Origin of the sequence: Mycoplasma sp. E35C (assembly GCF_019873825.1) — a bacterium.
Classification (GTDB): domain Bacteria; phylum Bacillota_I; class Bacilli_A; order Mycoplasmatales; family Mycoplasmoidaceae; genus Mycoplasmoides.
Map to the genome: position 1 here is coordinate 202,473 of NZ_CP068418.1, position 26,048 is coordinate 228,520.

The 26,048-nt window shown below is 29.9% G+C and carries 15 protein-coding genes and 5 tRNA genes; 14 read left to right on the forward strand and 6 right to left on the reverse strand.

Translation table 4 applies throughout. The features are described from left to right. Nucleotides 1–146: 146 nt before the first annotated feature. From JJE79_RS00900 to JJE79_RS00935, 8 genes are all read left to right on the forward strand, one after another. Nucleotides 147–875, forward strand: coding sequence for an MG319/MPN454 family protein (locus JJE79_RS00900; RefSeq protein ID WP_222926618.1), 729 nt, complete (start codon nt 147–149; stop codon nt 873–875). A 13-nt stretch (nt 876–888) separates the two neighbouring features. Beyond that, entirely contained in the window at nt 889–1,368 is a 480-nt protein-coding gene (gene greA / locus JJE79_RS00905; RefSeq protein ID WP_222926619.1) for a transcription elongation factor GreA, read from the forward strand. A 68-nt stretch (nt 1,369–1,436) separates the two neighbouring features. Next, nucleotides 1,437–1,522, forward strand: a tRNA-Tyr gene (locus JJE79_RS00910). Nucleotides 1,523–1,526: 4 nt separating this feature from the next. After that, nucleotides 1,527–1,601: transfer RNA gene (locus JJE79_RS00915), tRNA-Gln, on the forward strand. 4 nt (nt 1,602–1,605) lie between these two features. Further along, nucleotides 1,606–1,680: transfer RNA gene (locus JJE79_RS00920), tRNA-Lys, on the forward strand. 5 nt (nt 1,681–1,685) lie between these two features. Next, a tRNA-Leu gene (locus tag JJE79_RS00925) sits at nt 1,686–1,771 on the forward strand. Nucleotides 1,772–1,777: 6 nt separating this feature from the next. Further along, nucleotides 1,778–1,851 (forward strand) — tRNA-Gly (locus tag JJE79_RS00930). A gap of 240 nt (nt 1,852–2,091) precedes the next feature. Next, complete coding sequence (locus JJE79_RS00935) at nt 2,092–3,447, forward strand: class I SAM-dependent DNA methyltransferase (protein WP_222926620.1); 1,356 nt, start codon at nt 2,092–2,094, stop codon at nt 3,445–3,447. On the opposite strand, the gene JJE79_RS00940 is transcribed toward JJE79_RS00935, so the two are convergent. Together JJE79_RS00940 and JJE79_RS00945 are read right to left on the reverse strand one after the other, a co-directional pair. After that, nucleotides 3,438–4,181, reverse strand: coding sequence for a hypothetical protein (locus tag JJE79_RS00940; RefSeq protein WP_222926621.1), 744 nt, complete (start codon nt 4,179–4,181; stop codon nt 3,438–3,440). The two genes, JJE79_RS00935 and JJE79_RS00940, sit on opposite strands and share 10 nt — an antisense overlap. Before the next feature lie 269 nt (nt 4,182–4,450). Further along, nucleotides 4,451–4,840 (reverse strand): hypothetical protein, encoded by a 390-nt coding sequence (locus JJE79_RS00945; RefSeq protein WP_222926622.1) that lies wholly within the window; start codon nt 4,838–4,840, stop codon nt 4,451–4,453. 152 nt (nt 4,841–4,992) lie between these two features. On the opposite strand from JJE79_RS00945, the gene JJE79_RS00950 reads away from it, so the two are divergent. Next, on the forward strand, nt 4,993–6,927 hold the full coding sequence (locus JJE79_RS00950) for a P68 family surface lipoprotein (protein WP_222926623.1): 1,935 nt from the start codon (nt 4,993–4,995) through the stop codon (nt 6,925–6,927). On the opposite strand, the gene tsaB is transcribed toward JJE79_RS00950, so the two are convergent. The 3 genes from tsaB to JJE79_RS00965 form a co-directional block, all read right to left on the reverse strand. Next, nucleotides 6,928–7,500, reverse strand: coding sequence for a tRNA (adenosine(37)-N6)-threonylcarbamoyltransferase complex dimerization subunit type 1 TsaB (gene tsaB / locus JJE79_RS00955; RefSeq protein WP_222926624.1), 573 nt, complete (start codon nt 7,498–7,500; stop codon nt 6,928–6,930). 2 nt (nt 7,501–7,502) lie between these two features. Further along, nucleotides 7,503–8,438, reverse strand: coding sequence for an RluA family pseudouridine synthase (locus tag JJE79_RS00960; protein WP_222926625.1), 936 nt, complete (start codon nt 8,436–8,438; stop codon nt 7,503–7,505). A 75-nt stretch (nt 8,439–8,513) separates the two neighbouring features. Continuing rightward, complete coding sequence (locus JJE79_RS00965) at nt 8,514–9,512, reverse strand: signal peptidase II (RefSeq protein ID WP_255565855.1); 999 nt, start codon at nt 9,510–9,512, stop codon at nt 8,514–8,516. Between the two features lie 173 nt (nt 9,513–9,685). Between JJE79_RS00965 and JJE79_RS00970 the strand changes: the two genes are divergently transcribed. After that, nucleotides 9,686–10,267 (forward strand): DJ-1/PfpI family protein, encoded by a 582-nt coding sequence (locus JJE79_RS00970; protein WP_222926627.1) that lies wholly within the window; start codon nt 9,686–9,688, stop codon nt 10,265–10,267. Nucleotides 10,268–10,306: 39 nt separating this feature from the next. Here JJE79_RS00970 and JJE79_RS00975 read toward each other — a convergent pair whose 3' ends face one another. Then, nucleotides 10,307–11,122, reverse strand: coding sequence for an alpha/beta fold hydrolase (locus JJE79_RS00975; RefSeq protein ID WP_222926628.1), 816 nt, complete (start codon nt 11,120–11,122; stop codon nt 10,307–10,309). 139 nt (nt 11,123–11,261) lie between these two features. Between JJE79_RS00975 and JJE79_RS00980 the strand changes: the two genes are divergently transcribed. The 4 genes from JJE79_RS00980 (at nt 11,262) to JJE79_RS00995 (ending at nt 26,038) form a co-directional block, all read left to right on the forward strand. Beyond that, nucleotides 11,262–15,425, forward strand: coding sequence for a DNA-directed RNA polymerase subunit beta (locus JJE79_RS00980; RefSeq protein WP_222926629.1), 4,164 nt, complete (start codon nt 11,262–11,264; stop codon nt 15,423–15,425). Between the two features lie 24 nt (nt 15,426–15,449). Continuing rightward, entirely contained in the window at nt 15,450–19,325 is a 3,876-nt protein-coding gene (rpoC, locus tag JJE79_RS00985) for a DNA-directed RNA polymerase subunit beta' (RefSeq protein WP_222926630.1), read from the forward strand. Nucleotides 19,326–19,418: 93 nt separating this feature from the next. Further along, nucleotides 19,419–22,412: a P116 family lipid acquisition surface protein gene (locus tag JJE79_RS00990; RefSeq protein ID WP_222926631.1), complete on the forward strand. Its 2,994-nt coding sequence runs from the start codon at nt 19,419–19,421 to the stop codon at nt 22,410–22,412. 128 nt (nt 22,413–22,540) lie between these two features. Further along, entirely contained in the window at nt 22,541–26,038 is a 3,498-nt protein-coding gene (locus tag JJE79_RS00995) for a P116 family lipid acquisition surface protein (RefSeq protein ID WP_222926632.1), read from the forward strand. Nucleotides 26,039–26,048 lie beyond the last annotated feature (10 nt).

Genomic DNA, 26,048 nt, shown 5'->3' on the forward strand with positions numbered 1-26,048 from the left:
CAGTCAGCTTAATTAAGCTGACTTTTTTATTTATTTATAAATAAAAGCTTTTGATTAAATTCCACAAAATTAACCATTAAAATTTATCATTAAAATAATCAATGGATTAATATAATCGTATATAATATTTGTATTAACTTAATAATATGGCTTCTAAAAAAAGACACCGATTCTTATGGGGTTTATTAGGTTTTATAGCGTTCTTAATCCTTTTAATCCTCTTTATATACATCTTTTATGCTTTCTTATGATTTGATAAGAAAACAAACCCAATAAATATTTGAAATAGCTTTTTTTCAGATCAAGCATTAGGATGATTTAAACCTAATACGAGATGAGAATGAGGACAATCAACATACGAAAAGTATGCAACAACTTTACCAGATAGTGGTTCGTTATTTGGAACATCTGATAAAGTTAGAGATTGATTATATTCTTCAAATATTGTTGGAAATAATCCAAGTGTTAAAGTAGGGTTGTTTGGCTTTGCTATTCCATTATTAATTGGATTGTTATTTAGTATTATTTCGGCTGTTATTACTTACTTCTTATTAAGATTTATCATTAAATTAATTGCTAAATCAGCTAAGAATAAAAAACAAATCAAACAGAAAAAAGAAGCTAAACAACAAGCTCAACCAAATCCGTGAGCACAACAAGCAGGTCCACAATTTAATTACAACAAACCAGATTATGCATCAGTAACCAAAGAATTTTATGATGCATCATCTAATCAAACAATGAGCTTTCCTAAATATGATCCTGGTCAGGATTGAAAAGCGTTAGCCCAAGGTGCAAATCCAGCCGACAGAGAACGTGAATATAATGAATACATGGCAGCTAAAACTAGAACCATGGAATATACAAAGAAATAGTTAAATAATAGTTATGTCAAAATCGAATAAACACTTATTAACCCAAGAAGGTCTAGCTAAAATTCAAGCTGAATTAAGACACTTAGTTGATGTTAAACGTCCTGAAATTATCCGTTTAATTCAAGAAGCTAGAGAACAAGGTGACTTATCTGAAAACGCTGACTATGATGCAGCTAAAGCTAGTCAATCAGAAATCGAAGGTCGAATTAAAGAAATTCAAGATATTTTAAATTCTTATGAGATCATCAAAGAATCTGATACTAGAGAAAAGAAAGTAATTGTTGGTTCTAAGGTAACGATTTATGACCACATTGAAAAGTGTGATTTCACTTATGAAATTGTTGGTCCGATTGAAAGTGATCCAGCAAACAATAAGATTTCTCACGAATCTCCACTAGCTAAAGCAATCATGGATCACAAAGAAGGTGAATCAGCTGAAGTAAGAGGAATTGAACATCCTTACAAGGTAACAATTAAGAAAATTACACTTTAATTAAAAATAACTTATAAAATTATCTAACATTTTTTAATAATTGTGTTATAATTTTATGGGTTAAAGATGGGTAGGTAGCGAAGTGGCTAAACGCTTCTGACTGTAAATCAGACACCTTTTGGTTTCGGCGGTTCGAATCCGTCCCTGCCCACCAGTATTGGAATGTAGCCAAGCGGAAAGGCAATAGACTTTGACTCTATCATGCGATGGTTCGATCCCATCCATTCCAGCCATTATGACTCACTAGCTCAGCGGTAGAGCATTTGACTTTTAATCAAAGGGTCCCGAGTTCGATCCTCGGGTGGGTCACCATTTATGCCCAAGTGACGGAATGGTAGACGTACAGGACTTAAAATCCTGGGGTAGCGATACCGTGCCGGTTCAAGTCCGGCTTTGGGCACCAGTTTTTGCGGGTGTAGTTCAATGGTAGAACTGCAGCCTTCCAAGCTGTTAATGTGGGTTCGATTCCCATCACCCGCTCCATTATTGAATATCATTAAATAATAAGTATTTAAAGTAATTCAATAATTTAAAAACTTAAAAACACCAACTAAACATTTAGCTGGTGTTTTTTTATTTATTCTGCCAGTTAGTTAATATATAGTTAAATAGTTATTAATAATCTTAAAATTTTTAGATATAAAAAATATTTAGTTTATTATAGTTAAGTAGTTGAAATCTTATAAATTATTAAGAAAATAAAAATGTGGATAAAATAGGTTTATGAGTAAGGAAAAAGGGCAAGTTTTCACGCCAAATTGAATTGTAAAAGAAATGATTAAGTTTAGTGATATTAAAGATATTACTAAACTTAAAGTTATTGACAATGCATGTGGTGATGGAGCGTTTATTTGTGAAATAGTTAAGCAAATAATCAAAGCAAAACCAAAAAACATTAAAAAAGTTTTAGAAGAAAATGTTGCTGGAATTGAACTTGACCAAACAGCTTATAAAATGTGCTTGGTAAAATTGAAAGTTATTGAAAAAGAATTTAATTTACCTAAGATCAAATGAAATATTGAAAACGCAAATACCTTAAAAGTTTATAAAAAATATGAAAATAAATTTGATTTAGTTATTGGAAATCCTCCTTATGTAAGGATCCATAATACTGTAGAAAATTTATCTAGTTTCAAATTTTGTAACAAAGGAATGACAGATCTATTTTTAGCATTTTATGAAATAGGATTAAAAATGTTAAAAAAAGATGGTAAATTATGTTACATCAATCCTAGTTCGATCTTTAATAGTAAAGCTAGCGAAACTGCTAGGGATTATATTGTTAAAGAAAAACTTCTTACAAAAGTTATTAATTTTAAACACCAGCAATTATTTGATAAAATTACAACTTATTCAACAGTTTTATTGTTAGATAGCGCTAATAAACAATCAACAATTGATTATTATGAATGCGGATTTAATAATCCAACTAGACTTTCATATGATGATTTTGTAATAAATAATTTTTGATATTTTAGTAAATCTATCAAAAACTTGAAATCATTAAAGGAAATTATCAATAATAAAAAACCTCAAAAAATTAAGGCTAAAAATGGTGTTGCTACTTTATGCGATAAAGTTTTAATCAACGATAATTTACCAGATAGCAAATATACATTGAAAATTATTAAAGCATCAACGCTAAAACAAACAAAAACTTTATTTTTGTATGATGATAATTTTTTACCAATTACTTTTAATGATATTCCTGAAAAAATAAAAGATTATTTATTAAAAAATAAGAAAGCACTTAAAAATAGAGATCTTGAAAATAAAGATTTATGATGGGTTTATGGAAGAACCCAAGCTATTAAAGATAAAAATTATGCAAAAATTTGTATAAACACAACAATAAAAGATTTAAAATCTATAAAAATTAAAAAGACAAAAGAAGGTGAGTTAGTTTATTCTGGATTATATTTAATGATAGATAATAATTCACAAGAACAAAAAATTAAAAAAATAATATGTAATCAAAATTTTATTGATTACATTACTATGCTAGGTAAATACAAAGCAGGTGGATATTACACGTTTAATACAAAAGATTTATCTAACTATTTAAATTATTATTTATAACTCAGATTTGATTTTACTGTATCAACAATAAAGTCAATAAATTTATCATAATCATTTAAAATCATTGAGTTTCCATAATTAAAATTGTTTAACTCATGATTTTCAAAAACAAATTCGTTATTTAAACAAAAATCTTTATATTCATTTAAATCATTACAATTCATTAAATCTTTAATGTCATAGTTTTTAAATTTCTTATTTATGATTTGCAAAAAAGTTTTGTTAGGAATAAAAAGGTTTGTTTTAATATCTTCAAACGAAAGAATTTTATATTTTAACAATTTATCAGAAGTGATTTCTTCTCACTTTGAAATATGTTTAGATTGTTCAAAATAAGGTAAAAAATGATCGATAATTAACATTTGGAAATAAGGAATACCAGCTTTTCTAATGTTAGATGTTTCGCCTAACATATTCTCAAAATAATTATTTGAATTTTGAAAATAGTTACTCATAATAAATTTGATAGCAATCCCAGCTATAGGAGTTAATTCGTTATCAATAATTTTAGAAATAGTTATATCAACCTTTTTAGGCATATAGCTTCCAAATATAACTTTTTCTTTACCACCATCAAGATTTATTGAATCTATTTGATAGTCATTACCAAGTTTTTCAAAAATAGTTTTAGCTACAAAGCCATGAAGAATTTTTAATTTTTCGTTTGATCTTGGGCTTGTGTTTAAATATCTTATAAAAGCTTCTTTTAATATTTCATTAAATGATTTATTCATAAAACCCTTTAAATGGTATATATTGATTTGATTTTATCATTTTGTCTTAAAAGCATTAAATGCAAACAAAACAAAAATAAGGGGATTAATTTATTTAACACCCTTATTTTTGTTCTATAGCAAACAAAAAGACAATGGTGAGGAATACCATTGTCTTAAGATAGATTGATTTATTTGTTATTAATGAATTTATATAACACAGTTCTCAACGAACTATGCATATATATTATACACAATCCTATTAAAAAGTAAAGAATTTAAAAAAATATTTATTCTTTATAAGAACTGACCATATTAAAGAAGTGAATATCATTTAAGATATATGGTAAGTGAATAAAACCACTTGTAAAATACAATTGGTTTTTTTGTTCTTCTGATAACTTATCATCTGAACTAATAACTTTTTTAAGCTTATATTTAACTAAATAAATGTAATAAATTAATAAACCAACAAAGAATACTAAGATCATTACTCCTGGATCCATTAAGTAATGAGCTAGTTTTTTTAATGCTCGATCATCTGGGGCTTGTTTGAAATCTAAATAGTATTTTACCCCAAGAACTGTCATTATTAAACCAACAAAAAAACTAATGTAGATTAGTAGTGAAACAATGATTCTAATGATTGCTAATTTTCTTAATTCCTTGTAATTTGTCATCTTTGAAATTTTTATCAGATTAAATTATATTTTTTTAATGCTTTTTTAGTTAATAAATAATTATTTTTTTTATAAATAAAAATAGGCTTTATATCTCGTTTGAGATGTAATAGTTATTAAAAATAATTTGAGGAAATATAAAAAAAGAAAAAATGCTAAAAAAAACTAGAAAGAGTTTTATTAGTTCGTTAATGGCTTTAGGTTTTGCTGGGACGATGGTTCTATCATCTTGTGCACATGCTGGCTCACCATCAAGACCAATTTATGGTGGAGACCCTGATAATAAAGTTGGAGATACTAGTGGGTTTGGTAACAAAATTGTTATTCAAACAGCTCAAAACAGATTTTATCCATTAATGCACGCATTAAGTTCATTGGTTGAATCATATAATAATGAGTTCTTCAAGAAAGATCCGACTAACAATTTTGAAGTAGTTTTACAACAAAGTGAAGAAACAAAAGCTGCATCTGAAACACAATTAACTAGCAATGTGTTAACTAAGATCCAAGCTAAGTCAAATGATATTCCTAACATTTTATTAGCTGACTTAAATTCTGCTTACCAATTACAAAGAGTTGAAAGTTTATTAGACATCAGTGGTAGTCAAATTATTAATGCTAACTACTTTGATAGCACTATTTTTAATGAATTTAACAAAATCGCAGGTTCAGATGAATCTGTAACTACAAAAGTATACGCAATTCCATTCAACCTAACAACAGTAGATAGTTTAGTATTTAACAAACCTTTAATGAATTTATTATTTAAATTTGTAAAAGATGGTGGTGGAGAAGTTAAAGAAGATTCTAATATTTATAAAGAACTTAAGATAGAAAGTTTTAATCCCGAAAGTTATGAATCTATTAAGAACAAAAAATGATTTAACTTAGAAGTTAAAGAAAATAATGTTTTTAAAGGTGTTACAGTAGATGATAGCACTTTTGAAAACTTAGAATCAATGTTTGACTTTGCTAAAAAAATCACAGAAGGATTAAAAGTTAAATCAGAAAAAACAGTTTCAGGCCAACAACGTGATTTAAAAATTTTCATGTTAGATTACGGTCCAAGCACTTATAAAAAATACCTATGATCTAAATTAGGTAACACTAAAGAAAGTTGACTATGAAACTACAAAGTTGAAGATGGTAAAAATGAATTAGATTACACAAATCTTGAAAAAGAACAAAATCAAAATATTATTAAACAATCTTTCAAATTCTTTAAAGATTCATATGCAAAACAAGATTTAAGTGATGATCAATGACTTAAATCAATTTATTTCAGCCAAGGTGGAACTAACGACTGAGCATCATGAGACATCAGAACTTATGACACAGCATTTGCTATTGCTCCACATGTAGGTTGAAACCAATCAGTTATTTCTCCATTCTCAATTAATACTTTTGGTAAAAAAGCAAATGAAGCTCTAACTGAAGAAGATGTAACAAACGTTCAAAAGAAATTTGCTAGTCAAAAAGATGTTCTTTGAAAAAACCAATTAACAAGATACGAAAAAGATCAAAAAGAAAGAAATACTTTCTTAATCGGTGGATCATCTCTTGTTGGTGTTAAAACTTCTGCTGAGCGTGATAAACAAACAATTAAATTCTTAGAATGATTGTTCAATGATGACACAATTATTCATGATGAATCATCTATTTACAACAATCAATCAATTTCAAAAGTATTAAACAGTAAATCTGCTTACGATATTACTTCTAAGAAAGCTCTATCAAAAGAAGCATTAGATAAATTAAATAAAGAAATCGAAGGACAAGAAACAAAAGTTAATAAATTCTTCGAAGAAAATTCATTATACGCAAACATTAAAGATCCTGATTGATCTCAAATTTATTTAAACAAAGGTGCAGCAGCTTCATTAAAAGACTGACTTGACTTCAAAGCTAAATTAGAAAAAGAACCAAGTAAAAACTCAATTGCATTCATTAACAACGATAGCAAATCATTAACTATTTCAGCTATTATTAATAAAGCGATCTTTGATATTACAACAAAAGCTGGTTCTAACTTATCAGAAGAACAATTAATAACTAACATCAAAGAACAACTTGCCAGAGATATTTAATTACAACGGATCTTTTAAATAGATCGGTTTAATATCTTCTAATTCAGTTAATTCAAAATTAGAAATATTAGTAATTAGATTTTCAAAAATATCGACATTTTTGTAGTTTTTAAACAACGAAAGGTCGGTATTTTTTTTACACATACATTCATAATCTTCATCACTAAGCATCTGAATGCAACCGATATTATCACGATAAACACTTACGTATTGTTTGCTTGATTTGGCATCAATACAAGATATACCATCACCATAAGGAACTTGTAATTTTAACGAAGAAATTGTGTATACTTCTAAATTTGGTTCAACGGTTTTTCAAGTTTTAGCAATATTTGTTCCAACTCTAACACCACTAAATGATCCAGGACCAGTTGTGATATACAACTTTTTAATTGCTTTTTTCTTGACCTTATTTTGTTTTAAGAAATCATCAATTTTTTCAACAACAATATCAACTAAATTCTTGTTAATTTCAATTGAATTGAAATTAAAGATTTCTTCTTTTTCATCGTCAAATAAAGCGATATTAATCTTATCTAAACAAGTATCAATAAATAAGCAATGTTTTTTCATAACTAATTAAATAATTCCTTTAATTCTTGGTGTAAATCTAAATGCACATCAAATAGTTTTTTCATAAACACTTCATCAGGTTGAACTTCAAAGAACAATGGGATGTTCTTTGTTGGATGAGTTAGTTCTAATTGATAAGCATGCAAGAACTGCTTGTAATCAGTTCTTTGTTCGCCTTTAATTCCATATAATGGATCATTAACAATGTTGTGTTTAATAAAGTCCATATGAACTCTGATTTGGTGTGTTCTACCTGTTAATAATTCACATTTAATCAAAGCATACTTCTTGTTTTGATTAATCACATAAAACTTGGTAATTGCATCTTTTGGGTTCTTAGTGTTTTCAACACCAAATTTTAAATCATGATCTTTTAAATAACCAATTGGAGCGTTAATTGTTGCATGTAGTTCATTAAATGGATAATGAACGATGGCTAAATAATAACGCTTCATTGTTCTTTTAGAAATCTGGGCTTGGATTTTTTCTAGAGCTTTAAAGTTTTTAGTAGCCACAATTAAACCTGTGGTGTCTTTATCTAGACGGTGGGCTAAATAAACCTTATTGTTATTATTGTGATACATCAAACAATTTAATAAGGTATCAGGTTCATTATGAGTTGTTGGGTGTGACAACATGTTGGTCGGTTTATTAACAATGATTAGATCATCATCTTCATAAACAATGTTTAATTCTTTCTTAAAAGGTAAGATTTCTTCTTTGGTTTTGTTGAATACGCTTTCATCGTATTCAACATCAATTACATCTGAAATTTTTAGAACAAAGTTATTCTTATTAATTAGTTTGTTATTAACTTTTACTAGATCATTAACAATTAAATAAGAAGTTTTATTTCTTGAAAGATTTAAACGGTAAGTTAAGAAAACATCCAGACGAATCTTTTCGTGATCTTCATTTATAAACTTATGCTTAGGCATGAATATTTTGTGTGCTTATCAGATTAATAAAGTTAATTAATTATTGTTTTAATTCGATTGATTAATTAACTGTTTTTAGTTAGTAGTTTCGCTTTTAGTTTCTTGATTATTTTGATCAGTTTTTTTGTTATCTAAATCAGGTGTTTTTTGTTGTGACAAATTGTTGTTTTCTGTTGGTGATTGATGATTAACTTTTTTAATAAAATCATCGTTTTTATCGTTAAAATTAGCTTTTTTTGTAAAATAACAACCTTCATTAAATCTTGAACAAGCTAAGAATTCAAACCCCTTATCATCAACCTTTCTAATTAGTTCATGATTACATATTACACAGTTAATAGAATTCTCAACATTTATTGGTTTAGCTTGATCGATTAATCTAATATAACTACATGATTCGTTTGAACAAATAATGTTCTTTTGTTCTTTAATCATTAGTTGGTAATTACAAAAAACACATTTGTTGTTTTCAAACTTATCTCAACCTTCTCTTTGAGTTGCATCAAGATCTTTTCAACCATTGATTTGCTTATTCAATGACTTCTTATTTTTTTCTTTTTTGAAATCAACAAAGAATTCAAATATCATCATCAAGAAGATTAAAACAAATCCACCAACAATACAAATATCAGCAAAATTAAAGATCGCTGATGTTCCTAGAAATTGGAAATAATCTAATACAGAATTATATTCTAACGTTGAACCAACCTTGATTGGGATTGCTCGATCAATTACATTTGATAAACCACCAAATAAAATTAAAGGTAATAATACCAATAATGTTTTGTTGGCTGTAAATAAGAATGTGATTAAAAAAATAATAACTAATGCACCTTGCAATAAGTAAGGTCAAACACTACTTTCTTTTAATAATGAAAACCCAACTCCTGGATTGGTAGTAACATTAATTTGTAAGAACCCTTCACCTTTTTGGGTGCCAATTCCAACTTGATGTTCAAAATAATCTCTTAATAAAAAAACAATTAAAAGAATTAAAAAACCAACCAAAACCAGGATTGGGTATTTAATCATTGATAATCGTTTTGTATTGGCAACTTTGAATTGTTGCACCATTCTGACTTTGGTCTTTGTTAGAAAACGTTTAAAAGCATACATAATAACAATTTTAAATTAATAAATGATTTTATATATTTATATATTTTTATAAATGTTAAAATTTTAATAGTGTTTGTATAAACAAAACAACCTAATACACAAGACATTAGGTAATTCGTGCTTATCTAAAGATGAAAAAAAATATTAAAAGACAGATTAGAATTGCGGCTATTGTAGCTACGGAAGTTGATGATTTAGAACTGATTGTTCCAACAGATTTATGAAGAAGAGCTAAGTTTATTGTTGATTATATTTCAATAGAAAAAAAGAACAGTGTAACCTTAGCACAAGGGACTTCAATCAAATGTGGTTTAACCATTGATAAATCAAACTTGATGCAATATAATGCGATTTATCTTCCAGGTGGTCAGGGTTCTAAACGGTTTGGTGATGATCCTAAATTAATTCATTATTTAACTAAATTTAATGATAAGGAAAATCGCAGTTCAAGATTTATCTTAGCAATCAACCAATCACCAATTGTTCTTAAAAACTTAGATCTATTAGGAACTAAAAAAGTTGCAGCCAACGATGAACACAAAGAAGCTTTAGGTGCTAATTTTGATAACAAATCAAATATCCTTCATTCAGACAACTTCATCACAGCAAAAGCAACAGGTCACGTCTTTGATTTCGCAATTGAAGCAGTTAAGATTTTAGGAACTAAAAAAGACGCTGATGAACTAGTAAAAATGATTTCTTACAAAAAATAAGAAATCATTTTTTTATTCATTTTTATCGTAGTTTTTTAATTATTTTTCAAAAGTTGGATCAACACTCTTAATAAATTTAGTAGTAATATCTAAGAACTCATTTGTGTGTTCATAAAATGGCACATGACCTGAGTTTTTAATGATCTCGAATTTAATATTTTTATTAAGTGATGAGATGTGTTGAATTGATTCATTTGTTGGCACCATTTTGTCAGTATCACCAAAAATAATCAACATTGGTTTTGTTGCTGATTGATAACCAAGATCGCTCATTCTGCTCATGTCTTCTAGAACATTAACTGATAACATTGGTTTTAATGTTTCAAAGTGATTTTTTAATTGTTTATATTCATCAGCTGCCACTTTATCAATTTGACCTCTGAATTCTTTTTCAGGATCGAAGTATAAAGAATAAAATAATTCTTTCATATCTTCTGGACCCTTTGGACATAATAGATCAATTGTTTTACAGTTTCCAAGAATGGCTCTATTTGCTGGTGCTTCTAGAATACTTAATTTAAGTCGTTCTGGAATTTGGTGGTTCATAATTGAAGTTAATCCACCACCCATTGAATGGCCAATTAAGATCACATCTCTTAGATCGTGCTTTTCAAAATATGCTTTAATTACTTCTGCATAATACGGAATACTTAATTCTTCAGGGCTGCTAAATTTACTATTCCCATGCCCTGGCATATTAACTGCATAAAAGCTGCAATTATCGTAGTATTCTCATAATTTTTTCTTAACTTTGTAATTAGAACTAAAACCGTGTAAATACACGATTTTGTGCTTTGCGTTTGGTCTGATTAGTTCAAAACTATCAATTTTTGATAAGTCAATATTGTTTGTCATAGTTGTGTGCTTATATCATAAAATTAAACTTTTTACTCAAAAATTTTTATTTTATGATATTATTTTATATTGCTTTTAGATTATTCCTTATTTATATAATACTATACAGTAATCTAATTGTTAAATCAGGAGCCAATTTGTGAAAAAAAACTCACCTTATCGTATTACTGAGTATTCACCCCGAGTAGTCAGAAGAGACTATTCAAAAGTTCATAACAATTATAACCCTGGAAATTTACCAGGTATCCAAGTTAACGCTTATAAACAATTCCTTGATAAGGAATTAGAAGAGATTATTGGTTCATATTTCCCGATAAAATCACCTAACGGAAAATATTCTGTTGAGTTCCATGGAATGAAAATTCTAGAACCAGAAAGAACCAAAGAAGAAGCTAGTGCTGAATCAAAAACTTACGAAGCTAGCTTATATGTAAACCTGTCATTAATTAACCACCAAACTGGGACTGTTAAAAAAATAAATAAAAAAGCAGGTAAAGCAAACGCTGAAGGGATTTTCTTCTCAAACATTCCGTTGATGACAGAAAACGGAGCTTTTATCGTTAACGGGATTGAAAAATTCGTTGTTGCTCAAATCGTAAGATCACCAGGTGCTTATATCTTAAATAAGTCACAAGTAAAACTATCTAACTCAAGAAAGAGAAACCAAGAAGGTTATATTTGTGAAGTGTTCCCATCAAAAGGGACATTAATGTTGTTCTATATTGCTGAAAACAAAGATTTTGTTCAAGCAGTAGTAAGAGATGTTGGTGGTGAAAGTGCGAAGGTGTTTTCAATCACTACGTTATTAAAAGCATTTGGTTTAAGTGAAGTTGAAATCAGAAAGATTTTCAAAAACAATGATTACATTGTTAAATCATTAGAATCTGAATTCTATAACGAAAAACAAATTCTAAACGAATCAGATGTTGCTCAATTAATTCGTGATGTTGAAACCGATCGCATCACTAAGGTTAAATCTTTACCAATTGATCAAAAATGAAAGAATTTAGTTTTAGATTGATACAAACTAAATCAAGAAAAACAAGATTTAATTAATGCTGGTGATCCTAACCCTGTTAAGATTGAATCATTAGATACTCACATTGGTGTTGTATTAAGAAAATTAGTTTGTGAAAAAGCAGCTAAACACGTAATTCAAGAACTTTCAATTTCAACAAGAAGTCTTGATAACGTTGTGCAAAAAGAAGAAATTTCTTACCAATCAATTTTATTACAACACTTCTTCCAAAAGAAGCGTTATGATCTATCATCAGCTGGAAGACACAAATTTGTTCGTAAGTTAAGAATTTCTGAACGTTTATACCAAAGAACATTAGCTCAAGATATTGTTGATCTTGATGGTAATATCGTTCTAAAACAAGGAACTTTAATGTTAAAAGAACAAATTGATTTGTTCAAAAAATTATCTAAAGAAAAACGCTTAAAGATCCTTCACAACATTGAATTTGTAAACCCTGATTTAAACAACAAGTTCTGCGATAACAACACATACGAAGAAGTTGATATTTACATTAATAACGATTTAAGGGATGAGACTACGCAAATTATCGGTATTGATGGTTCAAACGATTCTATCGAAACATTAACATTAGCCGACTTAATTTCAATCATTTCATACATCGTAAATTTACCACACAACATTGGTTCATACGATGACATTGATCACTTAGGTAATAAGCGCTTAAAACTGATTAATGAATTATTAAAATCTAAGATCCAAACTGGAATGATGCGAATTGAAAAATACATCAAAGATAAACTTCAAATCGCAGACGGTAATAATAAAGTAATTGATCCAGATGCAGATGCAAACGATCTACCTCCTGAAAAGAATACTGAATTAACTGTTAAGTCAGTAATTAATCCAAAACCATTCCAAATTGTGATTAAAGACTTCTTTAATACACACCAATTAACACAATTCTTAGATCAACAAAACCCGTTATCAGAATTAACTAATAAGAGAAGAATTTCAGCGATGGGTCCTGGTGGGATTTCAAGAGAAGACCCTAACCTAGACATCCGTGACGTGCATTATTCTCACTATGGAAGAATCTGTCCAATTGAAACACCAGAAGGTATGAACATTGGGTTGATTATGTCATTAGCGTTCTATGCAACTATTGATAAGAATGGTTTTTTAATGACACCATACTTAAAAGTTGAAAACGGTAAGATTACAGATAAAGTTGAACACTTAACAGCATTAAGAGAAGATGAATACATTATTGCTGAAGCTTCTTCTTATATGGATGTTAATAAAGATGGAACGATCCAAAATGAAAAGATTATTGGACGTTACCGTTCATCACAAGATCTTTATGCTCCAACTCAAGTAGATTATATTGACGTATCACCTAAACAAGTAGTGTCAGTAGCTGCTTCATTAATTCCGTTTTTAGAAAACGATGACTCTTCACGGGCATTAATGGGTGCGAACATGCAACGTCAAGCTACGCCATTATTAAAACCATATTCACCATTAGTAGGAACTGGTGTTGAATATAAGATTGCTCAAGACTCAGGAATGTTAGTGGTAGCTAAAAACCCTGGGGTGGTTTCTTATGTTGATGCTAGCAAGATTATCATCAAAGAAGATGATGGTAAATTAGCAACTTACAAACTATTAAAGTTTGTTAAGTCAAATAAGAACACATGTTATAACCAATCACCAATTGTTAGTGTGGGCGAAAGAGTAGTCGCTAACCAAGCAATTGCTGATGGTCCAAGTATGAAGAACGGAGAAATCGCATTAGGTCAAAACGTTCTAGTTGGATTCACAACTTGAAGTGGTTATAACTACGAAGACGCCGTGATTATTTCTGACCGTTTATTCAAAGAAGATGTATATACATCAATTAATATTGATGAATACGTAATTCAATGTTTAAGAACTAAAAACGGTGATGAAGAAATTACCAGAGATATTCCAAACGTTTCAGAAAACGCTAAACGCTACCTAGATGAAGAAGGTGTGATCATGGTGGGTGCTGAAGTTAAAGAAGGTGATATCTTAGTTGGTAAAATCTCACCAAAAGGTCAAGTTGAATTAAGTCCAGAAGAAAAATTAATTCAAATGATCTTTAATGAAAAAACACGTCCAGTTCGTGAATCTTCATTAAAAGTTCCAAACGGTGGTGATGGAATTGTTGCTGGTATTAAGCGCTTTAGTATTGCTAACGGTGATGAATTAGATGATGATGTATTAGAACTAATTAAGGTTTATGTTGTTCAAAAACGTAAGATCCAAATTGGTGATAAAGTAGCTGGTCGTCACGGTAACAAAGGGATTATTTCTAAGATCGTGCCACAAGAAGATATGCCGCACTTAGAAGACGGAACTCCACTTGACATCTTACTAAACCCATTAGGGGTGCCAAGCCGTATGAACATCGGTCAAATCTTTGAATTACACTTAGGTTATGCTGCTAGAGAGTTAGCTAAAAAACAACTTGTAGAAGCTTGTTTTAATGATGATTTAGCTAATGAACTACACAAAATTTATGGTTTAGAAAAATCAAAAACTGCTAGCTTAATTAAGTGTCTAAAAGAACACATGGCTTCAATTAATGTGACAACATTAAAAGATGCACAAAAACGTGTGAAGACCATTGATATTGACATCGTATTAAAACAAATTGGTTTAAATTACGATGATTTAGCATTCAAAACAGCAACACCTGTCTTTGAAGGTGTGAATATGGATGATCTAAAAGACATCATGACCGAAGCTGGTATTGATCCAGAAAAAACTGAAGGTAAATTCAAACTAATCGACGGAAGAACAGGTGAAGCATTTGAAAAACCAATTTCAGTGGGAATCATGTATATGTTAAAACTTGACCACATGGTTGATGATAAGATTCACGCTCGTGCGGTTGGTCCTTATTCTAAGATCACCCAACAACCACTTGGTGGTAAGTCACAAAACGGGGGACAAAGATTTGGGGAAATGGAAGTGTGAGCTTTACAAGCTTATGGTGCAGCGCACAACCTTCGTGAAATTTTAACAATTAAATCAGATGACGTTCGTGGAAGAAACTTAACATACAATGCGATCGTTAAAGGTTTAAGTATTCCAGAGCCTGGTGTTCCAGAATCATTCAAACTATTAACTAAAGAACTTCAAGGTCTAGGTATGACACTAAACGTTCTTTATGATGATGATTCAATTGAAAACATCAACAACATTTCAGTAGTAGACGAAAGCATTGATCCAAAACCACAAGAAACTGAATTTGATAGCTTCAGCTTAGACGACTACAACGACGACAACTTCTAATATTTACAACATATCAACTAAGTTATGGATAAACTGAACAAGAAAAATAAAACAAAACGCATTCGTGGATTACAAATCTCAATCGCTTCAGCCGAAGAAATGCGTTCATGATCTCATGGTGAAGTTAAAAAACCAGAAACGATCAATTACAAATCATTAAAACCAGAAACTGATGGTTTATTTGATGAAGCAATTTTTGGTCCTGTTAAAGACTTTGAATGTGCTTGTGGTAAGTATAAAAAGATCAAACACCGTGGCCGAACTTGTGAAAAATGTGGTGTAGAAATCACTGAAGCAATCGTAAGAAGAGAACGTATGGGTCATATTGATCTAGCCGTTCCTGTTGCTCACATCTGGATGACTAAAGAATTACCTTCACCTTCAAAGATTTCATTAGTATTAGATGTTTCATATAAAGAAGTTGAAGAAGTAGTTTATTTCGTAAACTACATCGTTTTAAACCCAGGGAATTCACAAAACCCTGTCTTTAAGTTCAAAGAAGTATTAGATCTATCAGGTAAGGGATCAAAATCTTCAAGAATTAAATTACGTAAAGTTTTACGTGAAATTAAAGATAAACACCAAAATGACAAACACTCAATCGTTTATCGTAGAGCGAGTGATTATTACAACAAACTGAAAGAATCAACATTACCATTCTCAATTGATGAAGTGGCAAAATTCATCGAAGCGCACGCTGGTATTAAACTAGGTATTGGTGCAGAAGCTATCCTTGAATTATTAGAAGGTGTTGATCTACAAAAAGAATATGATGCAATTAATGAAGAATTAAAAGCATATTCTAAAGAAAAACTAAATAGCACTAAGGGTGAAAAAGAAGACCAAAAAGTTAAACGTGCTTTACGTCGATTAGAAACCATCAAGTGATTAAAAGAATCTGGAATCAAAGCTTCAAATATGATCTTGAAGGTAATTCCAGTAACTCCTCCTGACACTCGTCCAATTATTCAATTAGATGGTGCTAGATTTACTACAAGTGATATTAATAACTTCTATCGTAGAATTATTATCCGTAACGAACGTTTAAAGAAGATTATTGAACTAAAAGCGCCATCAATTATTCTTAATAACGAAAAACGGATGTTACAAGAAGTTGTTGATGCATTATTTGACAACTCATCACGTAAAAAACCAATTACAGCTAAGGACAAACGTCCATTAAAATCACTAACTGATCGCTTAAAAGGTAAGCAAGGGTTATTCAGACAAAACTTATTAGGTAAGCGTGTAGACTACTCTGGTCGTTCAGTTATTGTAATTGGTCCAGAACTAAAAATGTATGAAGTAGGAATTCCTGCTCCAATGATTTTAAAATTGTTCAAACCATTCATTATTCGTGAATTAATTCGTCGTTTTAATGATGATGGACAAGAAATCAAACCAATTGCACCAAACATTAAGATTGCTGAACAAATGATTGCTCAAAAAGCAGAACGCATTTGGGAAATTGTTGATAAAGTAATTAAAGAACGCCCTGTTTTATTAAACCGTGCGCCAACATTACACCGTCTAGGGATTCAAGCATTTGAACCTAAGATTGTTGATGGTAAAGCAATTAGATTACACCCATTAGTAACAACAGCGTTCAACGCCGACTTCGACGGTGACCAGATGGCTGTTCACGTGCCGATTTCAAAAGAAGCGGTTGCAGAAGCTAGAGCAATCATGTTAGCTTCATGACATATTCTAGGTCCAAAAGATGGTAAGCCGGTTGCTACTCCAACTCAAGACATGGTGTTGGGTAACTACTACTTAACAACTGAAAAACGTGGTCAAAAAGGTGAAGGAATGATCTTTACTAGCTTTGATCAGGTAATTTTAGCTCATGAAGCTAACCAAGTTTCAGTTCATGCTTTAATTGGTTTAAGAACTAAATCAATGCCTAAAAAACCATTTAAAAAAGATGGAATTTTAATTACCACAGTTGGTAAGGCGATCATGAACTCAATCATGCCAGAAGAAATGATCTTCTTAAATGATGGTGATAACTTATTAGATCTAGATGACTCAAACATCGTTTTACCAGGTGAAGATTTCAAAGCTAAATTAGCAAAACGTCCAATCTACAAACCATTTGGTAAGAAGACATTGTCTAAGATTATTGAAATTCTTTATAAGAATTTCCCACTTCCAAAAGTTCCTGAAATTCTTGATAAAATTAAAGAATTTGGTTTCAAATACTCAACCTTATCTTCAACAACAATCTCAGTATTTGATATTCCTAAATATGACGATAAATCTAAATATATCACCGAAGCTGATTTAGAAATTATCCGTCTAAAACGCATGTATGAAAAAGGGTTATTAACTGATGATGAACGTTATACTCGTGTAATTCGTTTATGATCAGAAGTTAAGGACAACGTATCTAGTGATATTAAACAAATCATTACTCGTCCAGAATACAAAGATAACTCAATTGTTGTAATCGCTGACTCTGGTGCTCGTGGTAACATTTCAAACTTTACCCAATTATTCGGGATGCGGGGATTGATGTCTAAGTCATATAACTATGACCAAAAGATTAAATCTCAAGTAATTCGTGATACCATTGAAGTTCCAATTAAACACTCATTCATTGAAGGTTTAACCATCAATGAATACTTCAACTCATCATACGGTGCTCGTAAGGGTATGACCGATATTGCGATGAAAACATCAAAATCAGGTTATATGACTCGTAAGCTAGTTGATGCTGCACAAGAAGTAATCATTAATGATTCTGACTGTAATACTAATAAAGGTATTGTGGTTTCATCAATCTACAACTCATTAGATGGTGGTATTGTTGAAACGTTAGCTGAAAGAATTGCAACAAGATATACAATCGATCCAATCGTTGATGAAAAAACTGGTGAAGTTTTAGTTGAAGCAAATTCATTGATTACAAGTGAAGCTGCTGAAAGAATTGCTAAAGCAAATGTAACCAAAGCATTCATTCGTTCACCAATCTATTGTCAATCTGTTAAGGGGTTATGTCAAAAGTGTTTTGGTAATGACTTAACAACAAATGACTTAGTTCAAATCGGAACAGCAATCGGGGTGATCGCTGCACAATCAATCGGTGAACCTGGTACGCAATTAACCATGAGAACGTTCCACACTGGGGGTGCTGCGAACGAAGGTAACATTACTCAAGGGTTTGAACGTCTAAAACAAATCTTTGACGTAGTTGCTCCTAAAGAATGAGAATTAGCAAAAATTGCTGAAAACGAAGGTGTTGTTCAATCAATTAGTGCTAACGAATACGAACGTATTATTTCAGTAAAAAACCAAATTGGTGAACTAGAAGAATACCGTGTGCCGTTAGATTCTGTAATTCGTGTTGAACCTAACCAAGATGTATATCCAGGATTAAAACTAACCGAAGGTTCAATCGACATCAAACAATTATTAAGAGTTGCTGGTATTGAAACTGTAAGACAATACTTCTTAGAAGAAGTTCAAAAAGTATACCGCTTACAAGGGATTGAAATTGCTGATAAATACATCGAAGTGACAATCCGTCAATTAACTAACAAACTTCAAATCATTGATGTTGGTGATTCTAACTACTTCGTTGGTCAAACTGTTGACATCAACCAATTTAGAAAAGAAACAACTAAGATGTTAATGGCTAACAAACGTCCAGCTGTGGCAATCAACCAAGTATTTGGTTTAGATGAAGCTCCAGCTAAGACTGGTTCATTCTTATCAGCTGCTTCATTCCAAGACACCAAGAAGATCTTAACTGACGCTGCTGTGAAGAACCAAATTGACTACTTAGTGGGTCTTAAAGAAAACGTAATTCTAGGGAATTTAATCCCAGCTGGAACTGGATTCATGAGTTCAGAAGAAATTATCAAAGCTGGTGAAGATGCTCTTGAAAAAGAATATTAATCTTTATAAAACATTAGTTTTATAGAAATATAAATATCAAATCAACCAATTTTATGGTGCTATAATCCTTATTATTAAAAGCAAAAAGTTTTAATGAATAAGAAAAAGAAGATTGTTTTAGCTTTTGGATTAGCAGCTGGATTAGTTAGTACAGTCAGTGCAATTAGTGCAGTTAGCTTAATAAAAACGCAAAAACCTCATAATCAAAACGGCGATCAAACTAGATATGATCTAAGTCTAACAACGATTGGTGATCAAACCAAAGGCGCTCTTGATGAAAAGATTAATGAAGAAGCAAAATATCATGCTAAGTCTTCTAATATATCAGGTTTTGAACTAATCAACCAACCTTCATTAAAATCAAAATCAATTTATTTAGCATCTAATACGATTAAAAACGAACTTAACCAAAGATTAGCTAAGATCGTTAAGGATTCAAAAAATAAGGTAATTAGTGCTGATGTGAATAGTTACATCGTTCAACTATTCCAACAAAACGAATCAAACTTTAGTATTAATAAAACTGATGTGCAAATTGCCACTTCTGATTCTGATGTGAGTTTATCAGTTGGAATTAATGCTAATTATGAAATTAAGAATAATTCAAAAAACACCAAAACATTATTAATTGAAAATCATAAATTTGATGTTTCAGGTGAAACAACTTTAAAACTTAATTTATACACTGATCGCAATTTATCATTCTTAAAAGAAGCAACACCATTCATTGATCAAAACAATAATTTAAACTGATCAATGGATAGAATTTATGTTCATCTAGAATCAAAAGATGGACTATGAAGAAGAGATTTTATTACTAACAACTTCGTTTTTAATAAAGAAAAATCAGCACTAAATACTAAGATTAGTGATGTTAAAGATGGTTATTCTGAATATGATGCCATTAAGAACTTTGTTGGTGAAAATAAACTATTAAATAACAACCTAAATGAATCAAACTTAAAAGATTCATTAAGACATAATTTTGAAGATAAGTTCAATTTAGCCAAGCAATATGCTGGTTATATTTATTCAATTAGTAATTGGATGATTAACCATCGAAGTGAAACTTTTGATATTGCTAACTTCTTATATGATAATGCCAAAACCATTAGTGAAGTAATCATCTTTGGTCTTGAAAAAGCACTAAAAACATCTGAAGTTAAAAAACTTGAAACCACAATTTATGACATCTTAACTTCATGATCAGCTAAGAAAAATGCCAAATCAATCTACAAGATTATTTGACAACAAAAAGATGTTATTCTTAACTTCTTGAAAAAAACTAAATTAGTTGATCTATCTGCTTATCAATCAATTATTGATGATTTCTTTAATACGATCAAAGAAACTAATCCTAATAAAGCGGCATTAGAATTACAAGATAAGGTTATTCAGTTTATCCCGACAATCAAAAACTTAGTTAAACCAGAATCACCATTCTATCCATACTTAGATTTATTATTAAAAGTATTAAATAGCAAAACCCCATACTTTATTGATAGTGTGATTAAAGATAGCGCTGTCTTTAAACCAATTTTAGATTTAGCTTTTGATAAGGTTATTCCTTATTTAGATCCAACTTTCAAACAATTAGTTATCCAACACAAACAAACGTTTTATGATTTATTAATCAATAATACCAAAACGTCGTTGGATGATTTGTTATTACCATTTTTTGCTAACAACTTTGAAACGATCATCTCATTATTAAAGATGTTTAATATCAACATCAATCTAGATGAACCAATGATCAAGTTTGTCTTTGATAATTTCATTAAGGACAATAAAAAATTAAAAGACAAAGCAGGGTTGGATAATATTGTTGCTATCCTATCTGATTTAATTCAACTAATCAGTCCAGAAAATTTAGCAAAAATATCTTTCACACCATTAGATAAAAACAACAATCCAATTGAAATCATTAGCACTAATGATGAATTAAAGATCAAACATATTGATTATGGTTATTCAGTTAAGTTGGATAATTTAGTATTAAAAAATTCAACGGTATTAAAACTAATCGATTTAATCCCCGAAGAAGAAAGATTATCAAAAATTTTAGATAAATTCTTCACTGATCAAGCGATCGATGACACAACCAATCAAGCATGAGAAACTGCTAGAAACTCACAAACCTTTTTAAACCTATTTAATCTTGAAGCAACAATCAAACCACAAATTAAACAAAACATTGTTACTTTAAAAAACAAACTAGCAGAAGCTAACTTAAAGAACTTTGTTAAAGAATTAATTTTTGGTAATTTAAATCCAAATCCAGATGAAGCATTCTTTCAACTAAAAGGTAATATTGATGTTTCACTAACAGGTGATAATTTACAAGTTCTACCTTATTACACCCAAAAAGATAATAAGATGAAATTGGATTATCAAATTTTAGGAATCCAAAAAGAAATTAATATTGGTAATTTACAAAAGAATTCAAAACTATTAAATCTTGAATATACCAATAACAATCCTGTGATTACTTACATGGATTTATCAAAACAAATCTTTAATTTAACAAGACAATTTTATAAAGATTTATCACCAACATTTGATAAACAATCAATTAAATTAGTTGATAATTTAGCATTATCATTTAGCAATCCAATTTATCTTGATAATAAAAAACCAATCAATAGAATTGTTAAAAATGCTTATATGCCTGGTTTAACAATTAAAGATCTAACCAAGCAAAAACAATTCAAGATTACTAGTGAAGAAGCAATCAAAGATTGAAATACAACTGATTTAAATAATATTAAAATTAGTGATCTAACAAAAGGTAAGTTTGCTAACTACATTAGTGTTGAAGGTGTTGATCAAAGATATCTAACCCAATTAACTCGACCATTTAGCACTGGTAAATTAAATGGTAATATCCAGTTTAGTATTAGTGTTCAAGTTGCATGATTTTGAAGAACTGAACAAGTCAATGCAAAATTATCAATTGAAGGCAAAGCACTAGCGTATGATCTAATCCTGCCATACAATGCGTATGATGTTTCAGATGCTAACAACCCAACATTTAGTAATAAAGTATCTAAGACTTATCAAGGTGTGGATTTTAATTTTGCAGCTTAAAATCAAGATTAATTAGTTCTTATTAATTGCGTAATTTGATTAAACAAATTAAAATTAGATATTAAACCTATTTTGAATTTAGTCTAATTAGTTTAGTTATTCAGTTATCAAATTTTTAATTAGCCGCAATGAGTATTTTTAAAAAAAGAAATAATGATCCAAAACCAAACAATCTAGATAATCAAGTTTCTGGAAATAGTCTAGAAGCTTTTTTAGATGATGAAATTGCAATTTTAGATCATTTTGATAAGAATAAACCACAAAAAAAACCAGCACCAATTACTCAAGCGCAAACCCCAAAATCAAAAGCGTTAATTAAAAAAGAACAAGATAAAAAATACAAAGCGGCATTAAAGAAAAATCCATTGTTATTAAAACGTAAAGCACGGTTTTTAACAGTTGGAATTACTTTAATTACATTCGGGATTGCTGGTCCGTTATTGTCATTTGCTCTTGTTAGTCAGATTAATAAGGATAATAAAAAGAAAGATCCTGAAGATAAACGTAAAAAAAATGAAACACCAATTGATCCTGGTAAAGGTTTTGAGATTGATGAAAAATTACCAGCAATCTATAATGGTTATGTTCCCAAGAAAAGCTCATCTGAAGTTGATGGTGCTAAACTAATTGATTTACCATTCCGACCAGAAGGTGTGTCGGTTGAGTCATACCAAATTCATGGGCGGTTGTTAGATATCTTAGTTGATCAAATTAAGTTCAATTACGGAGCGTTATACTCTGATATTTCCAACTTTGCCAGAACGATTTATAACTACAACAAAGCTTATTTCAAACCTGTTGGTGAAAACAAAGTTGAGATCAAACAATCAAATGATAAAAACCCATTACACGTTAATATTACTGGGTCATTAAAATTTAAAAACGACACATCACAAACCCAAACTTTTGTGATGTGGTATTTCAATAGTAAATACGAACAAAAAGTTGATCCTAATGGTGAAGTTGACATCAAATTCAATACCTTAAGTTCAGCTAATGATGTCAATCCATTACAACAAAGAAATTATATTGGTTCATATGATCCGATTAATTTAATTCCTGGTTTTAGTTATCTAAATGTAATCGTTACCAAGAGTGTTTATTATGATTACTACTTAAACTGAAATGTTTCAAACCTAGGATTAAGCATCAATAATCGCAAGTTGAAATTTACCAACTTCATTTTTAACAACACAGTTCCCACAACAAATATTAAGGTCTTACAAACCACTCCTGGAAAAAACCCATATGAAGCAGCCGATCAATTAGTTGGTAAGGGTAAGTTGTTAAATCGTGATTTAACAACCAAACAAATTTCAAATAACTTAAAGAACACTTTCTTAGATCTTTATTATGGAAGACTAGAAATCTTTAATCTATTACATGATGTTTTAGATTGAATTATTGAAAATGAAAATAATGATAAGTATCTGTATGAATTATTTACAGATAAAGCCGAAGCATTTGCTAGATTTTTCAGTTTTAATTTCTCATCATTAAACATTGGTTATTCAGATCAAAGAAATGCTGTGCAAAAATTAATCATTGACGCATTAAGATCAAACTCAAGAATTCCGAATGCCAAGACGGTTTATGAAGTTTTATATGACAACCTTGATGCGTTTAAATTAATTCTTAGCACATACTTTATTGACATCAGTGGTTATGATTCAATCTTCCAAAGTTTAACCAAAGACATCCATTCTGCCCGTGACTTTTATCAAAAAGTTTATGAAACCATGCCGTTATTACGACGGGTGATCCAACTATATCCAACTAGATTAAAATATTTCAATATTATTGAAAAACTATTGGGTTATTTAGATGATAATGGCACGTTAATTCCGATCCCTAGACAAGACATTTATCTAATTGATCGGGTGTTTAAATCACCAGTATTATTTAATGAAATTTTTGATTTATTAATCAATGTAACCACATCAGGTAGTGAGAATGGTGATGATATTTTCAACAAAGTTGATCAATCATTAAGTTATTCAAGTTTCTTTAATTTCTTATTTGTTAAAAACAAACAAACACTAGTCAACCTATTAACCAGCACATCAAATTATTTAGATGATCTGATTGAAGTATTTTCAACCAATAACTTCCAATTCTTAACTGAATTGATCTCTGCATTTGGGTTTAATGTTAAAAACTTTGACTCATTTATTCAAACCGCATTAGATTTAGTAGTCTTTAAAAACCCTGAATTATTATCACGTGATAAGTTTAAAGCTAAGATCTTAAACTTATTTAGTTGAGCACGCAAGATCTTAGAGCCTGCTAATATTAACAAACTAAAATTCAGTTTATATAAACCAGAAAACTTTAATAATATTGAACTGATTGAAACCAAAGATAGTTTGAAGATTAAAAATCTTGATGTTGGTTTTAAATTTGACATCAACTCATACGACATTCCTTATGGGTTTGTTTCTTCATTATTTGACTTCTTACCTGACATTCGTTTGGATGAGTTTGTTAAGTTGTTGATTGATAATGAACGTTATGAACAACTAAAAGAAAGTGCATACAACCAAGCTGTTAGAGAAGGATACGCCACCCAATTAAATCTTGGGGCATTTATTACTGGTAAATGAAGTGGTAATGGTGGTAAGGCGTTCTTGTTTGAAAAGTTTGATGATATTTGAAAAAACCAAGTAATGAAAGGGTTAACTCAAAACGGAAGAACAATCCGTGATATTGCCAATGAAATCTTCTTAGGTTCAAATAACATCGACTTAAACCGTCCAATTATTACCTTCAAAGGGACAGGGTATTTCAAATACCACGGTAAGAATTTAGACATCCTACCATACTTTAGAGTATTACCTTCAAATACGAACGAGTCCCAAATTGCTTATCAAATCTATGATGTTAAACTAGATCGTGATTTCAGAGACATCTACAAAAACATCACCTTACATTTTGAAAAATATAATTACGAAAAACCTTCAATTCCATTTGGTGATTTATCTAAAAAAGTTTATGAAACAATCGCAGATGTGGTGCGTAAATCATTACGTTTATCACTAAACCGTATTTATTCAGAACGAACCAGAATTGTTTTACCAGGTAGTGATGGTTATAAGAAAAATTTAATCTTAAATGAAGCTAATCCATATGAAAATATTGCCTTATTTTCATACGATGCCAACCTATCAGTAATCAACAACTTTGATCGTGCTACGGATGATCAAAAACGCCAAATCAGAGAACGGGTATTAAATATTCAAAACCGTAGATCACTAAGAAAAGGAATTCACCGTGATCCTCAAAGTTTAGTTACTTCGATTGATGCTGGGGGATTGAGTTTATTAGATTCACTAGTGCAAGTTAATGGTGTTGATAAAAAATGGATTGTGCGTGATAATGAATCATTAAGCACAATCTTAGAACCAAATAAGATTTCATTAGATGTTACGATCTCAGTTGGTTTGATTTCTAGAAACGTTCCAATCAACGTGAGTTATGAAACCTTTATTACGTGGTTTAAGTATAAAGTTTTATTACCTTACCCAATCTTAGATCGAACTAATCCAAACAATCCGAAGTTTGCTGTTGATATTTGAATTACCCATTTTGTATTTAGTATTGAGATCTTTGGATTTGGTGAAGTTTAATACCGTTATT